We start from the raw sequence: 230 nt of genomic DNA, 5'->3' as shown, positions 1-230 counted from the left end.
CGTTACGAGAACATTTTCACCCAAGACGTCATCAAACCCCTCAATAGCTTCCTCAAGGGATGCATCCACATCCACTCTCAAACCTACTCTTTTCTCAATCCCCACCTCCACTCCTTTCCCCCTATCTTCCACCCCACCAACCACTTCACCCACCCACCCCTCCTCTTCCAATCCTCTCCTCATTTCCGTATTCACCCCAACCCTCACACCCTAACCACATGCTGAGGCAA

General features: G+C 51.7%; 1 protein-coding gene. It reads right to left on the bottom strand.

From position 1 onward, the window contains the following. A partial coding sequence (locus tag FS628_RS31010) for a hypothetical protein (RefSeq protein WP_145326720.1) occupies nucleotides 1-195 on the bottom strand: 195 nt, incomplete at its 3' end. Nucleotides 196-230: the final 35 nt, after the last annotated feature.

The organism is Paenibacillus xylanexedens, from assembly GCF_007676705.1.
Lineage (GTDB): Bacteria > Bacillota > Bacilli > Paenibacillales > Paenibacillaceae > Paenibacillus > Paenibacillus xylanexedens_C.
The sequence above is the reverse complement of the archived record's forward strand: the minus strand, read 5'-3'. Positions and strand labels throughout refer to the sequence as shown.